Here is a 14,889-nt window from a genome sequence, read left to right on the forward strand (position 1 = left end):
TGAAGGGCTGATCACCCGTAAAAAGACAAGCGCCTCGGGTGAGGCGCTTGTTTCAGGGCAACAGATGTCCCTTGTAGCGCCGTGCATTTAACAAATAACCATCAGGAAAAACCAAGCAGCACCCTCAGTCGGCTGGGGCCGGTTCAGTGAGATAACAATAAGGAGTGCCGTATGAATAATAAGAAACAACAGGTACAGGTTCTGCTGGGATTGGCGCTAATGGGAGGGGTGATGGTCGCCACGCCTGTACACGCCGGCGGTTTCTCCACGCCTACTTATGGCGCACCTGGTTGGGGGAGGGCATTTGCCGGCGGTTCGCTGTTCAAAAATGACCCGAGTTCTGCTTACAACAACCCGGCGGCAATGGCTTTTGTAGAACACAATGTTGCGCAATTTACGGTTGACTACGCGCGCATCAAGATCAAGTACAAGGGCAGTGCCAACGATTATAAAGGTGACCCCGTCGCCAATATTCCGATTGGGGACAATGGTTTTCCCGACGTCCCGGCGGCCGTGGTGAACAACAATGATGGTGGGCAAGGTGGTTTCACGGCTTGGTTGCCGACCGGATTCATGGTGATGCCGCTTGGAGACCGCTTCGCGTTTGGTTTAAGCCAGGTAGTGCCCCAAGGCATGCGTTCGACATGGAACGAAGACTCCAAATTTCGTGATTTTGCGGTAGATACCAAAATCGAAACCGTCGGGCTGACAGGCTCTCTTTCGTTCAAGGTCACTGATCAGTTTTCCATTGGTGGCGGCCTGATCGTTCAGCACAGCAAAGGTTTTGTTAGCCAGAACATCGATTTGTTTTCGGCGGCGTCCAATTCCACGAGTCCTGAACTCAATGGCGTGCAGTTGCCGTCAGGTGTCGGCGGCGCGTTGATGCGAGTCAAGGTCGACAATATTTCGACGGGCTGGTTTACCGGTGTGACATGGAAACCCACTGATAGAGATACCCTGGGCCTCAACTATCACGCCAAGATCAAGAACAAGATGACGGGCAAGTACAATATACGTGCGGATGCCTATAACTATGCGTTGATGACCCAACCTAGCCCGATTGGTGGGAATGGCACATTGGTTGAAGTGGCTTATCCGGGCCTCAAACTGTTCCCCGACGGTGCCCACGCCAGCACCCAATTGGATATTCCTGCCACCGCCGGTTTTGACTGGGTTCACCAATTCAACGATCGCTTAACCCTGGGCGCGAGCGTGGTATGGACGCAGTGGTCATCGTTCAAGGATCTCACGCTGAAATCTGGTGATATCGAGATCGTTTCTATTCCTTACAACTACAAAGACACGTGGATGTATTCGGTCGGCGGCGACTTCCGCGCCACCGATGAGCTGACCCTGCGTGCTGGCGTAGCCATTGACCAGACGCCCACCCGCAATTCAACCCGTGACCCGCGGATTCCAGATGGCGATCGCACCTTCCTGTCACTCGGTGCTGGCTATGATGTAAAAGCGGTGAAGGGCTTGAGCCTTGACGTCGCCTATTCCCACCAGTTCGTTCAGGAGGTCAAGTTGAAGACCAAAAACGTTGATCGCCTGGGGGGCGCTAGCCTTGACGGTAAAGCCGAGTCGTCGGGCGACGTGGTCAGTCTGTCGGCCACTTACGCGTTCTGATGGTTAGTCTGATGGTTAAGTAGGATATGGGGTCAAGGCACCAAGCGCATCTTGCTGCCTCGACCCTGCAGTTCGTCCTTTGTTCTGATGAGTATCTTCCGATCAATAGCCCTGGCTGCTCAGGCCAGGCGCTGTTTTCTCGACTGGTTGACCCGGCGGCCCGCTCAGCCGCCCTTTTTTTTGCGCACGTATTAAATAATAATTTCAAAACAAAATTTGAATATAGTTTTCGAATTTTGTAGTGTGGCGTTACGCCGCATGTCATCCGACCTGGCGCACGTAGGCCGTACCCTGAATCGAGTAGAGGTATCTCCATGGTTATCTGGTTATTGGTGGGTTTCGCAGCTGCGATTGCCCTGGCGTATCGACAAGCTGCTGCCCTTCATTGGTTGGGTGCAGGCCTGATCTGGCTGGCGGCGGGTTACCTGTTCAACGTGGTGGCCGGTTTAGGTGCCACTGTCGCGGCGGTACTGGTGGTCGCTCCCGCGTTGCTGATGACGATCAAACCCCTGCGCCGCACCTTGCTGAGCAGCAAGGCCTTGGGCTTGTTTCGTACGATCATGCCGGCAATGTCGGACACTGAGCGCGCCGCCATCGAGTCCGGCACCGTGTGGTGGGACGCCGAGCTGTTCAGCGGCAAGCCCAACTGGCAGCGCCTGCTGCAAGCCGCACCGGCCAGCCTGAGCGCTGAAGAGCAAGCCTTCCTCGACAACGAAGTCGAAACCCTGTGCGATATCGCCAACGACTGGGAAACCACCCAGGTCTGGCAAGACATGTCGCCCGAAGGCTGGCAGTACACCAAGGATGCCGGGTTCCTCGGCATGATCATTCCCAAGCAATACGGCGGCAAAGGCTTCTCCCACTACGCGCACTCGCAGGTGGTGATGAAGCTGTCGACGCGTTGCTCGGCGGCCGCCATTTCGGTGATGGTGCCCAACTCCCTCGGCCCGGCCGAGCTGCTGTTGCATTACGGCACCGATGCCCAGCGCAATTACTACCTGCCGCGCTTGGCACGGGGTGAAGACATCCCGTGCTTTGCCCTGACCAGCCCGTATGCGGGGTCCGATGCCGGGGCGATTCCCGACTTGGGCATCGTCTGCAAAGGTACCCATGAAGGCGAGGAAGTCCTGGGCTTTCGTGTGACCTGGGACAAGCGCTACATCACCCTGGGCCCGATTGCCACGGTGCTTGGCCTGGCGTTTCGCGCAGAAGATCCGGATGGGTTGCTGGGCGCTGCCGGTTCACTCGGCATTACTTGTGCACTGATCCCGACGTCCCATCCCGGCGTCAACAGTGGCCGCCGTCATTGGCCATTGAATGCGGTATTCCAGAACGGTCCCACCACCGGCAAGGATGTCTTCATTCCGCTGGAATGGGTGATTGGCGGCCGCGAACAAGTCGGCAACGGCTGGCGCATGTTGATGGAGTGCCTGGCGGCCGGCCGTGCTATTTCCTTGCCGTCGGCCAACGTCGGCCTGGGCAAGGTGGCGGTGCGTGGCACCACCGCCTATGCCGCGATGCGCAAACAGTTCGGCCTGCCCATCGGCAAATTCGAAGGTGTGCAGGTGCCCCTGGCGCGCATGGCTGGACATCTGTATGCCTGCGATGCGGTGCGCAAGGTGTCGGTAGCGTCCCTGGACGCGGGTGAGAAACCGTCGGTGATCTCGGCGATTGCCAAGTACCACGTCACCGAGCGTGCGCGGATCATCGTCAATGACGGTATGGATATCGTGGCCGGCAAGGGCATCTGCATGGGCCCCAACAACTTCCTGGCCCGTGCCTACCAGCAAAGCCCCATTGCCATTACGGTGGAAGGCGCGAACATCATGACGCGCTGCCTGATCATCTTTGGTCAGGGCCTGATCCGCTGCCATCCCTATGTATTCCGTGAGATGGAAGCGGCGCGCAATCCGGACAAACGTCAAGCGCTGGAAGCCTTCGACAGCGCCATGTTCGGCCACGTGAGCTTTGTGCTGGCCAATACCGTCCGTGCTGCAGTGCATTCCCTGACAGGAGGGCGGTTGATTTCTGCCCCGGCCAAGACCGACCCGGCGCTGGCGTCCTACTACCGCCAGGCTAATCGTCTGTCAGTGGTGCTCGCGCTGATTTCGGACATTTCCATGGGCGTGCTGGGCGGTGCCCTCAAGCGCAAGGAAAGTATCACCGGGCGTTTGGGCGATATTCTGTCGCAGCTGTACATCCTGTCCTGCGTGCTCAAGCGTTTTGAGGACGATGGCCGGCCCCAGGCGGATCTGCCGCTGGTGCACTGGGCGGCCCAGGACGCGTTGCTGCGGGCCCACGAAGCGCTGGCGGAAGTGCTCGATAACTACCCGTCGAAACCCGCCGCAGCGGTGCTGCGTGGCCTGACGTTCCCGTTCGGTATCCCACTGCGCAAACCCTCGGATCGTCTGCTGGCCCAAGTGGCCGAGGTGGTGCAGACACCGGGCGAAACCCGCGACCGCTTGCTGGCCAATTCCTACATCCCACGTCCGGAAATCGACAAATTGGCTTACGGCGAACTGGGTTTCCGCCTGCTGCCGCAGGTCGAGTTGATTGAGGCGCGGCTCAAGTCCGCCGTGAAGCAGGGCCTGATCGAACCGATGCCCATCTCGGCCACGGCCTTCACCGCCTGGCGTGTCAAGGCGCGCGCGCTGGACTTGATCAGCGATGACGAGGACACCTTGCTCGGCCGGTATGTGGAATACGCCGACCACGCCATCCAGGTAGATGACTTTCCGCAGGACTTCGGCTTGCTGGAGGCGTTGCAGCAGCGCAAGCAAGCGCTGGAACCGACGGCGAAACGTCGCACCAGCCAAAGCGAAAACGCCTCGGTCAATTAGGAAAATCACGGTCAAGGTGGGAGCTGGCTTGCCTGCGAAGGCATCACCTCGGTACGACTGATACACCGAGTTGCCTGTATCGCAGGCAAGCCAGCTCCCACAGGGGCTCGGATTTTCACGGTCAGAATGTGTTGTGAGTGAATGTCTCTATGAGTGACAGCTACCTTTCTTTCGTCAATTCCGCCTGGGGCCGTCGCCTGGCCCAGGCCATCGGCTTGCCGCAACCCTTGCCACTGCAACGCCACCGCAGCGGCCAGCAGGGCTTGGTCAACCCGGTGATCGTCGCCGGGGTAGGGCGCCTGGCCGACGAGGTGCAGCGGATCTTCGCGGCAACGGACACCGTCAGTGCCACCCCGGCCACGCTCAAGGCGCCGTCTACGGTGAAAGTGCAGGGCGCCGTGTTTGACGCCAGCGCCGTGGCCGACCTGCAACAGTTGGACGAGCTGTATGTGTTCTTCCACGCCAACGCCAAGCGCCTTGGCCAACACGGCCGCGTGGTGGTGCTCGGCACCGCGCCGGAACATTGCCAGGATTTGCCCCAGGCCATTGCCCAACGCGCCCTTGAAGGCTTGGTGCGCTCGCTGGCCAAGGAGCTACGCCGGGCGATCACTGTGCAGTTGATCTACGTGGCGCCGGGTGCTGAAGACGCGCTGGACAGCAGCTTGCGTTTCTTCCTGTCGCGCCGTTCGGCCTATGTGTCGGGGCAGGTGGTGCGCCTGGAAAAAACCGTGGACGGCCCAGTCACGGTCAATTGGGACAAACCCTTCGCCGGTCGTCGCGCCCTGGTCACCGGCGCCTCCCGTGGCATCGGCCTGGCGATTGCCCAGGTACTAGCGCGGGACGGCGCGCACGTAGTGTGCGTGGATGTGCCCCAGGCCCAGACGGCGTTGCAACAGGCGGCGGACAGCGTCGGCGGTTCGGCGCTGCCCCTGGACATCACTGCGACGGACGCAGCCGCACTGCTGCAGGCCCATGTCAGCCAATACGGCGCCTTTGACGTGGTGGTGCACAACGCCGGGATCACCCGTGACAAAACCATCGCCAAAATGACCGAGGCCGCGTGGCGCAGCGTACTGGCGGTGAACCTCGAAGCGCCTTTGCAGCTCAGCAATGCGTTATTGGATAGCCAAGGCCTGAATCCTGGAGGACGAATTGTCTGTGTCTCGTCGATTTCCGGCATCGCCGGCAACCTCGGACAAAGCAATTACGCCACCTCAAAGGCCGGTGTTATCGGCCTGGTGCAGGGCCTGGCACCGCGTGCATCGGCACAACAAGTGACGGTGAATGCGGTGGCGCCGGGGTTTATCGAAACCCAGATGACCGCCAAGATCCCGCTGATGATCCGTGAGGCTGGGCGGCGCATGAATTCGCTGTCCCAGGGCGGGCAGCCGATCGATGTGGCCGAAACTATCGCCTGGCTGGCGCATCCGGCGTCCGGCGGGGTCAACGGCCAAGTCGTACGGGTGTGCGGCCAAAGCCTGCTGGGAGCCTGAGCCATGGACTACGTGACGCAGATCATTGATCCGCCGCCTTCACGCACCCGCTTGCTGCTGGACGGCGTGCGCGCCTTGCGCAAGCCCAAGCTTGACGGTGCGCCTGTGCTGCCCACGGAACGCCTGGTGCGTTCGGCAGTGGCGTTGTCTGCCGCCGACATCGCCGCCTATGGTCGTGCCTGTGGTTTTCGCCGCGAGCAGGGGGTGCCGCTGTCCTATCCCCATGTGCTGGCGTTCCCTTTGCACTTGATGCTGCTGACTCGCCCCAGCTTTCCGTACCCGGCCAGCGGCATGGTGCACCTGGCCAATCGCATCCGTCAGCACCAGCGCTTGCACGAAGACCAGGCGTTGCGCATTGAGGTGTATTGCGAGCGCTGGGTCGCCCATCCCAAGGGCCAGGCGCTGAGCATCGCCACCCGTGCCTACGGTGCCGACACGCTGGTGTGGGAAAGCGACAGCCTGTACCTGCGCCGGGACGTCAAGGACCCGGTTGGCGAACCGTGGGGTGACGTGTTGCCCTTGCAGGAGGCGGGCTTGCTGCGCACCCAGCGCTGGGTGTTGCCCGCCGACCTGGGCCGGCGTTTTGCCAAGGTTTCAGGGGATTTCAACCCGATTCACACCTCGGTGATCGGCGCCAAGCTGTTCGGCTTTCGCCGTGCTATCGCCCATGGCATGTGGACCCTGGGCCGTGCGCTCGCCGCCCAGCAACCGCCCGGTGGCCTGGACCAGGCCGAGGCCCATTGTGACTTCAAGCTGCCGATCTTCCTGCCCGGCCAGGTCGCGCTGTGGAGTCATCCGGTGACCCGCCCGCGCCGCGAGTTCGAAGTGCGCAATTTCGCCGGCGACAAACCCCATATGCGTGGCCTTTTCATCTGGAAAGAGAACCTGGAATGAGTGACTACAGCTTCAACCCGGCCCCGGTCCGCCGCGTCGCGATCATCGGCGGCAACCGCATCCCGTTTGCTCGCTCCAACACGGTGTACGCCCACGACAGCAACCAGGACCTGCTGGTCGCCGCGCTGCAAGGTCTGGTCGACCGCTACAACCTGCACGGCCAACGCCTCGGTGAGTTTGCCGCCGGGGCGGTGATCAAGCACTCGCGGGATTTCAACCTGGCCCGTGAGTCGTTGCTGTCCACCACCTTGTCGCCGGATACGCCGGCCTACGATGTGCAACAAGCCTGCGGCACCGGGCTGGAAGCCGCATTGCTGGTGGCGAACAAGATTGCCCTCGGACAGATCGAGGTGGGCGTTGCGGGCGGATCCGACACCACCTCTGACGCGCCCATCGGTATCAATGAGTCCTTGCGCCACACGTTGCTCGCAGCCAATCGTGCCAAGGGCATGGGCGACAAGTTGAAGACGTTGCTCAAGGTCCGGCCCTCAATGTTCTTCAAACCACTGTTGCCGCGCAACGGCGAGCCGCGCACAGGCCTGTCCATGGGCGAACACTGCGAAGAAATGGCCAAGCGCTGGCAGATCAAGCGCCTGGCCCAGGATGAGCTGACCCTCACCAGCCATCAGCGGCTGGATGCGGCCTACAAACGCGGCTTCTTCGACGACTTGATCAGCCCCCACCGCGGCCTGGCCAGGGACAACAACCTGCGCGCCGATGCCAGCCTGGAAAAGCTCGCGGGCCTATCTCCAGCCTACGACCGCCAGAACGGCACCCTCACCGCCGGCAACTCCACGCCCTTGACCGACGGCGCCTCGGTGGTGCTGCTGGCCAGTGAAGAGTGGGCGGTTGCCAACGGCTGGCCGGTGCTGGCCTACCTGCGTACCGGCGAAACCGCAGCGGTGAATTTTGTCGACGGTACCGAAGGCCTGCTGATGGCACCTGCCTATGCGGTGCCGCGCATGCTCAAGCGCGAAGGGCTGAGCTTCGATGACTTCGACTTCTTCGAGATCCATGAAGCTTTTGCGGCCCAGGTGTTGTGTACGCTCAAGGCCTGGGAAGACCCCGATTATTGCCGCGAGCGTCTAGGCTTGGAAGCGCCTCTGGGCACCATCGATCGCGCGAAGATGAACGTCAACGGTGGCTCGTTGGGCTGCGGCCATCCCTTTGCTGCCACGGGAGGCCGGCAGTTGGCGGCGCTGGCCAAGATCATCCATGAGAACGGCGGCGGGCGCGGCCTGATTTCCATCTGCGCGGCGGGCGGGCTGGGCATTACCGCCATCGTCGAAAAGTAGCTCTATCAAAAACAACAACAAGGAGACTGCCATGAACGCTGTAAGCCTGGAACACACCGAACGGATCTGGTTGAACGCTTACCTGCCCGGCGTCCCGGCGGATATCGACGCCGCTATCGAGGAATACCCGTCACTGCGCGAGGTGTTCCTGGAGCACCTGGAAAAATTTCGCGAGCGAGTGGCGTACGTCAGCATCGGCACCGAAATGACCTACGCCGACTGGCAGGTGCAAGGCTATGCGTTCGCCGCCTGGCTGCAGGGGCAGGGCGTCAAGAAAGGCGATCGTGTGGCGCTGATGATGCCCAACTGCTTGCAGTATCCGATTTGCCTGTTGGGCACGATCCTGACCGGCGCGGTGGTGGTCAACGTCAACCCGCTGTACACCTCCCATGAACTCAAGCACCTGCTCAAGGACAGCGGCGCGGAAACTGTGGTGATCTTCGAGAACTTCGCCCACACCCTGGAAAAAGTCATCACCGGCAGTAGCGTCAAGCGCGTGGTGATCGCGGCCATCGGCGATTTGCTCGGCACGTTCAAAGGGGCAGCGATGAATTTCATCCTGCGCCGTGTGCAAAAGCAGGTGCCGGCGTTCAACCTGCGCGGCTCGCTGCGCTTCAACCAGGTGCTGAAACAGGGGCGGGCACTCACTCATTTCCCGGTGGAGATGCACCTCGACGACTTGGCCTTCCTGCAATACACCGGCGGTACTACTGGCGACGCGAAGGGCGTGATGCTCAGTCACCGCAATATCATCGCCAACCTGCTGCAAGCCAAGGCCTGGGTTGGCGACCAACTGGACCAGGACAAGCAGGAAACCAACGTCACCTTGTTGCCGCTGTACCACATCTTTTCCCTGACGGTGAATTGCCTGATGTTCATGTGCCTGGGCGGGCGCAACATCCTGATCGCCAACCCACGGGACGTGAAGCGCGTGCAGATGATCCTGCGCAAGGAGCGCTTCAACGGGATTGCCGGGGTCAACACCTTGTTTAACGGCCTGCTCGAGAACAAGGAATTCTGCGCACGGGACTTTTCCGACCTGCGCATGGTGATCGCGGGCGGCATGGCCACGCACACGGCGGTGGCCAAGCGCTGGAAGGAAGTCACCGGGCTGCCGATCATCGAAGGCTACGGCCTCACCGAATGTTCGCCGGTGGTGAGCATCAGCCCGATCAACATTGCGCGCATGCGCGAGATGGAATTCACCGGCAGCATCGGCGTGCCATTGCCCTCGACCTGGGTGCGGTTTATCCGCGAAGACGGTGAGTTGGCTGAGGTTGGCGAGCAGGGCGAACTGCAAGTGCGCGGGCCGCAAGTGATGCAAGGTTATTGGAAACGTCCGGAGGCCACTGCCGAGGTGCTGGATGCCGAAGGGTGGTTGTCGACCGGGGATATCGGCGTGATGGACGCGCGTGGCTTTATCCGCCTGGTAGACCGGAAAAAGGACATGATCCTGGTCTCCGGCTTCAACGTGTACCCCAATGAAATCGAGGACGTGGTGGCGCTGCACCCTGGCGTGGCCGAAGTGGCGGCGATTGGCGTGGAAGATGGCGTGACCGGGGAGAAGGTCAAGATCATCGTGGTGCGCAAGGACCCGAACCTGACCCAGGAGCAGATTCTTGCGCATTGCCGGGAGTACCTGACGGGGTACAAGGTGCCGAAGTACGTGGAATTCCGTACTACCGAGCTGCCCAAGACCACCGTCGGCAAAGTCCTGCGCCGGGCACTGCGCTAATTTGAAGGTTTAGGTGATCCAAATGTGGGAGCTGGCTTGCCTGCGATGGCGGTGTACCTGTTACACCTGCCATCGCAGGCAAGCCAGCTCCCACAAAGTTCTGTGGTGGATTTTAGAGTGAGTTCACGGTTACCCAGCGCTCCTCTTTGGCCGCCACGCGAATCGCCGTCGCCAACCGCTCCACTTCCCACGCAGCCTCAAAGTCGGTGCCATCTGTACCTTGACCGGCCAGCGCCAGAATCAACTCCTGAACTTCCAGCGTCTTCAACTCGTTGTAGCCCAACTGATGCCCCGCCGCCGGGCTGAACGCCGCATAACCGGGCAGGGCAGGGCCTGCGAGCAAACGCTGGAAACCGTCCTGGCCGACGCGACACACCTGTAATTCATTCAAGCGCTCTTGATCGAATGCCAAGGTGCCATGGGTCCCGCTGATTTCGAAACTCAGGTGGTTTTTGTACCCCTGCTTGAGCCAACTGCTGCTCACCGTTCCACGCGCGCCATTGGCGAAGCGCAGCAGGGCGTGTACCTGGTCATCCACCGCGATGGGTTTCAACTCCGCACTGCCTTTGACGGCAGGTCGTCGGGCGTGGACGGTCTGGGTGTCGGCACACACACTCACCACGTCGCCTACCAGATAACGCGCCATCGACAGCAAGTGACTGCCCAGGTCCGCCAGGGCGCCGCCGGCATGCTCGACTTCGCAGCGCCATGACCATGGTGAGGCCGGGTCGGCCATGAAATCTTCGCTGAACTCGCCCTGGAAGCTGATGATCTCGCCCAACTCGCCGCTGGCAATCATCTGCCGCGCCAGCGTGATCATCGGGTTGTGCTGGTAGTTGTAGCCCACCCGCGTCACCACGCCCGCAGTACTGGCGGCGCGGCGCATGGCATCGGCTTGTTCCAGGCTCACGGCCAGGGGTTTTTCGCAGTACACCGCCTTGCCCGCCGCGATGGCCGCCATGGCCATGGGGTAGTGCAAATGGTTGGGCGTGGTGATGGCCACTACGTCGACATTGGGGTCATTGATCAGCGCCTGCCAGTCGCCATGGGCCTGGGCAAATCCCCAGTCCTTGGCGCAGCGTTGCGCGCGCTCGGTGTCGGCGTCGGCCAGTGCTGCCAGCTTGAGGTGTACCGGCAGCTCGAATACCGCGCGGGCGTTATTGAAGGCCAGGGCGTGGGCGCGCCCCATAAAGCCTGTGCCGATCAAGCCGATTCCGAGTTCACGCATCGCCGTGGTCCTTTGGATTATTGTTTTCAGGAGGACTATTAATGGAATATATATTCCCATATTTCAATAGATGGAATAAAAATTCATTGATGCTGCGGCGATCAGCCCTGCGAATGCAGCTATATTCAGGCGCTGACGAAAGGGGCTCAGTTAACAAAAGATAACGTAGCGCCGATTGTCAGACGATTCGAAAGCCCGATAGGATGGCCCCTGCTTCCTCCAGGCGCTCTAGATTGCAGGTTTCAAGGCCCCGGAAGGCAGCGATAACAATAATAAATGGGAGAAAGGTCTATGAGTGAGCCTGTCATGGGTTGGGTTGTCTGCCGCCCACGCGCCGCACGCAGGGTTGCGATGCTGGCCGCAGCGCTCTCGCTGTTTGGCGCTGTCGTGTTACCGGCAGCCGTCCAGGCCGCCAGCGATACCTCGTTTGCGATTGAATCCCCCAAGGCCGCCAAAGGCCTGATGATCGATGTGGTCCACGCGGGCAAGCGCCTGGTGGCGGTCGGTGATCGCGGGCACATCCTCTATTCCGATGATCAGGGCAGCACCTGGACCCAAGCCAAAGTCCCCACCCGACAGTTGCTCACGGCAGTGTTTTTCGTCGATGACAAGCAGGGCTGGGCGGTGGGCCACGATGCGCAGATTCTTGCCAGTTCCGACGGCGGCGCCACCTGGACCCAGCAGTACCAGGATCTTAAACGCGAAGCCCCCCTGCTCGACGTGTGGTTCAACGATGCCAATCACGGCCTGGCGGTCGGCGCCTACGGTGCGTTGATCGAAACCACCGACGGCGGCAAGACCTGGGAAGACGTCAGCGACCGCCTCGACAACGAAGACCAGTACCACCTCAACGCCATCGCCCACATCAAGGACGCCGGGCTGTTCATCGTCGGCGAGCAGGGCAGCATGTTCCGCTCCAGCGACGACGGCCAGACCTGGGAGAAACTCGAAGGCCCCTACGAGGGCTCGCTGTTTGGCGTGATCGGCACGGCTCAGCCGCAAACCCTGCTGGCCTATGGCTTGCGCGGCAACCTGTACCGTTCCACGGATTTCGGCAGCACCTGGGAGCCCGTCGAACTGAACGCTGCGCGGGGAGCGCTGGAGTTTGGTTTGTCCGGCGCGACCTTGCTGGAGGACGGCTCGATTGTCGTGGTCGGCAACGGCGGCAGCGTGGTGGTCAGCCATGACGACGGCGTGACCTTCAGCGTGTTCAACCGTCCGGATCGGATTTCCCTGTCGTCCGTCACGGCGGCGGGTAATGGCAACTTGATTCTGGCCGGGCAGGGGGGCGTTCGCGTCGCTAAAGCCGATGGCGCCGAACCTACAAAACAATAAGAAGGCGGGGAAAGAATGAGCAGTCATCACAACGATAAAGCGACCTTTCTTGAGCGCCTGATCTTCAACAACCGCCCGGCAGTGATCGTGATCTGCCTGCTGGTGAGTATTTTCCTGTTCTGGCAGGCGACCTTGATTCGCCCGTCCACCAGCTTTGAAAAAATGATCCCGCTCAAGCACCCCTTCATCGAGAAGATGATGGAGCACCGCAATGACCTGGCGAACCTGGGCAACACGGTGCGCATCTCGGTGGAGGCCAAGGACGGTGACATCTTCACGAAGGAGTACATGGAGACCCTGCGTCAGATCAACGACGAAGTGTTCTACATCTCCGGCGTCGACCGCTCGGGCCTCAAGTCGCTGTGGAGCCCCAGCGTACGCTGGACCGAAGTGACCGAAGAGGGCTTTGCCGGCGGTGAAGTGATCCCGCAAAGCTACAACGGTTCGCCGGAAAGCCTCGATCAGTTGCGCAACAACGTGCTCAAGTCGGGCCAGGTCGGGCGCCTGGTGGCCAACGATTTCAAATCGAGCATCGTCGACATCCCGCTGCTGGAGTCCTACCCGGACCCGCAGGATCAGGGCAAGTTGCTGGCCCTCGACTACCGCAAGTTCTCCCATGAACTCGAAGACAAAATCCGCACCAAATTTCAGGAGCAGAACCCCAACGTCCAGATCCACATCGTCGGCTTCGCCAAGAAAGTCGGTGACCTGATCGATGGCCTGATCATGGTGGTGCTGTTCTTTGGTGTGGCGTTCGGTATTACCCTGGTCCTGCTGCTTTGGTTCACCAACTGTCTGCGCAGCACCATTGCGGTGTTGAGCACCACCCTGGTGGCGGTGGTCTGGCAACTGGGCCTGATGCATGCAGCCGGTTTCGGGCTGGATCCCTACTCGATGCTGGTGCCGTTCCTGATCTTCGCCATTGGTATTTCCCACGGCGTGCAGAAGATCAACGGTATCGCCCTGCAATCCAGCGAGGCAGACAACGCGCTGACCGCTGCGCGCCGCACCTTCCGCCAACTGTTCCTGCCGGGAATGATCGCGATCCTCGCTGACGCGGTGGGCTTCATCACGCTGCTGATCATCGACATCGGCGTGATCCGTGAACTGGCCATCGGCGCCTCTATCGGCGTGGCGGTGATCGTGTTCACCAACCTGATCCTGCTGCCGGTGGCGATTTCCTACGTCGGCATCAGCAAGCGCGCCATCGCCAAGAGCAAGAAAGACGCAAACCGCGAACACCCGTTCTGGCGCCTGCTGTCGAAATTCGCCAGCCCGAAAGTCGCACCGGTCTCGATCTTCCTGGCCCTGATCGCCTTTGGGGGTGGTCTCTGGTACAGCCAGAACCTCAAGATCGGCGACCTCGACCAAGGCGCGCCGGAACTGCGCCCGGACTCGCGCTACAACAAAGACAACAACTTCATCATCAGCAACTACTCCACCAGTTCCGACGTGCTGGTGGTGATGGTCAAGACCAAGGCCGAAGGCTGCTCGCGCTATGAAGCCATGGCGCCCATCGACCAGTTGATGTGGAAGATGCAGAACACCGAGGGCGTGCAGTCGGCGATTTCGCTGGTGACCGTGTCCAAGCAAATGATCAAGGGCATGAACGAGGGCAACCTGAAATGGGAAACCCTGTCGCGTAACCCGGATGTGCTGAACAACTCCATCGCCCGTGCCGATGGCTTGTACAACAACAACTGCTCCCTGGCGCCGGTGCTGGTGTTCCTCAACGACCACAAGGCCGAAACCCTCGACCGCGCGGTGCATGCCGTGCAGGACTTCGCCAAGGAGAACAACAAGGACGGCCTGGAGTTCATCCTCGCCGCCGGTAACGCCGGGATCGAGGCGGCCACCAACGAGGTGATCAAGGAGTCAGAACTGACCATCCTGATCCTGGTGTACCTGTGCGTGGCGACCATGTGCATGATCACCTTCCGCTCCTGGGCGGCGACCCTGTGCATCGTGCTGCCACTGGTGCTGACCTCGGTGCTGGGCAACGCGCTGATGGCGTTCATGGGTATCGGCGTCAAGGTGGCAACCTTGCCGGTGGTGGCGCTGGGCGTGGGCATTGGCGTGGACTACGGCATCTACATCTACAGCCGCCTGGAAAGCTTCCTGCGCGCCGGCTTGCCGCTGCAAGAGGCGTACTACCAGACGCTCAAGTCCACCGGCAAGGCCGTGCTGTTCACCGGCCTGTGCCTGGCGATCGGCGTGTGCACCTGGATCTTCTCGGCGATCAAGTTCCAGGCCGACATGGGCCTGATGCTCACCTTCATGCTGCTGTGGAACATGTTCGGTGCGCTGTGGCTGTTGCCGGCACTGGCGCGGTTCCTGATCAAACCCGAGAAGCTCGCGGGCCAGAAGGGCAACTCGCTGTTTGCCCACTGATCCATGAGGCAAGCAAACCTGTCGTGGCGAGCGGGCTCGCCACAGGTTA

Annotated in this window: 9 protein-coding genes; 8 read left to right on the forward strand and 1 reads right to left on the reverse strand. The window is 60.9% G+C overall.

Translation table 11 applies throughout. From position 1 onward, the window contains the following. The first annotated feature begins 171 nt into the window (after positions 1-171). The 6 genes from EJ576_RS24260 to EJ576_RS24285 all read left to right on the forward strand — a co-directional run bounded on the left by EJ576_RS24260 (position 172) and on the right by EJ576_RS24285 (position 9,886). Positions 172-1,629, forward strand: coding sequence for an outer membrane protein transport protein (locus EJ576_RS24260; RefSeq protein WP_122728263.1), 1,458 nt, complete (start codon positions 172-174; stop codon positions 1,627-1,629). 314 nt (positions 1,630-1,943) lie between these two features. Further along, complete coding sequence (locus EJ576_RS24265) at positions 1,944-4,469, forward strand: acyl-CoA dehydrogenase (protein WP_126571322.1); 2,526 nt, start codon at positions 1,944-1,946, stop codon at positions 4,467-4,469. 149 nt (positions 4,470-4,618) lie between these two features. Further along, complete coding sequence (locus EJ576_RS24270) at positions 4,619-5,962, forward strand: 3-oxoacyl-ACP reductase (protein WP_126571323.1); 1,344 nt, start codon at positions 4,619-4,621, stop codon at positions 5,960-5,962. A gap of 3 nt (positions 5,963-5,965) precedes the next feature. Then, entirely contained in the window at positions 5,966-6,856 is an 891-nt protein-coding gene (locus EJ576_RS24275) for a MaoC/PaaZ C-terminal domain-containing protein (protein ID WP_122728257.1), read from the forward strand. Further along, positions 6,853-8,151, forward strand: a complete 1,299-nt coding sequence (locus tag EJ576_RS24280; protein WP_126571324.1) for an acetyl-CoA C-acetyltransferase — start codon at positions 6,853-6,855, stop codon at positions 8,149-8,151. Before EJ576_RS24275 ends, EJ576_RS24280 begins: the two co-directional genes overlap by 4 nt. A gap of 31 nt (positions 8,152-8,182) precedes the next feature. Then, positions 8,183-9,886, forward strand: a complete 1,704-nt coding sequence (locus tag EJ576_RS24285; RefSeq protein WP_122728253.1) for an AMP-binding protein — start codon at positions 8,183-8,185, stop codon at positions 9,884-9,886. A 112-nt stretch (positions 9,887-9,998) separates the two neighbouring features. Here the strand turns inward: EJ576_RS24285 and EJ576_RS24290 are convergent, their stop codons facing one another. After that, positions 9,999-11,114, reverse strand: coding sequence for a Gfo/Idh/MocA family protein (locus EJ576_RS24290; protein WP_126571325.1), 1,116 nt, complete (start codon positions 11,112-11,114; stop codon positions 9,999-10,001). Between the two features lie 306 nt (positions 11,115-11,420). On the opposite strand from EJ576_RS24290, the gene EJ576_RS24295 reads away from it, so the two are divergent. Together EJ576_RS24295 and EJ576_RS24300 are read left to right on the forward strand one after the other, a co-directional pair. After that, positions 11,421-12,449: a YCF48-related protein gene (locus tag EJ576_RS24295; protein WP_178083567.1), complete on the forward strand. Its 1,029-nt coding sequence runs from the start codon at positions 11,421-11,423 to the stop codon at positions 12,447-12,449. A 15-nt stretch (positions 12,450-12,464) separates the two neighbouring features. Next, positions 12,465-14,840, forward strand: coding sequence for an RND family transporter (locus EJ576_RS24300; RefSeq protein ID WP_033902391.1), 2,376 nt, complete (start codon positions 12,465-12,467; stop codon positions 14,838-14,840). Positions 14,841-14,889 lie beyond the last annotated feature (49 nt).

The organism is Pseudomonas sp. C 49-2 (assembly GCF_003970195.1).
Taxonomy (GTDB): Bacteria; Pseudomonadota; Gammaproteobacteria; order Pseudomonadales; family Pseudomonadaceae; genus Aquipseudomonas; species Aquipseudomonas canadensis.